1 pseudogene is annotated in these 361 nt (G+C 49.3%); it reads right to left on the bottom strand.

The window, feature by feature from the left end:
- Window positions 1–199: pseudogene (locus MIB40_RS19905) on the bottom strand (transposase); the annotation flags it as partial.
- Window positions 200–361: the final 162 nt, after the last annotated feature.

Below are 361 nucleotides of genomic sequence, written 5' to 3'. Positions count from 1 at the left end.
CCATATACATCGTGGTACGAACCGATTTTCGACCACCAAATATGCGCCGTTTGCCTTTGAGTTTACCGCTGTCGCGGTTAATCGGTGCAAGTCCAACCAGAGCCGCTGCTTGCTTATTGGTTAGTGTACCCAGCTCAGGGAAGTCTGCGAGTAGAGTGTACGCTAGGGTATTGCCAATCCCTGGCACGATGAGTAACAGCTGCTTCTTAGTGGACCATGAAGCCTCTTTCTCAACCGCCTTGTCCAACCGATCTTCGACCCAGGCGATCTCTTTTTCAAAAGCCTTTAGCATTCGTTTGTGGGATGCCTCCAATCGCTTCCCCATAATTTGCTGCCTGTTTTTCTCTTTGACTAACAGTTC

Origin of the sequence: Aestuariirhabdus haliotis, from assembly GCF_023509475.1 — a bacterium.
GTDB lineage: Bacteria > Pseudomonadota > Gammaproteobacteria > Pseudomonadales > Aestuariirhabdaceae > Aestuariirhabdus > Aestuariirhabdus haliotis.
This window is presented reverse-complemented; position numbering and strand designations above follow the sequence as displayed.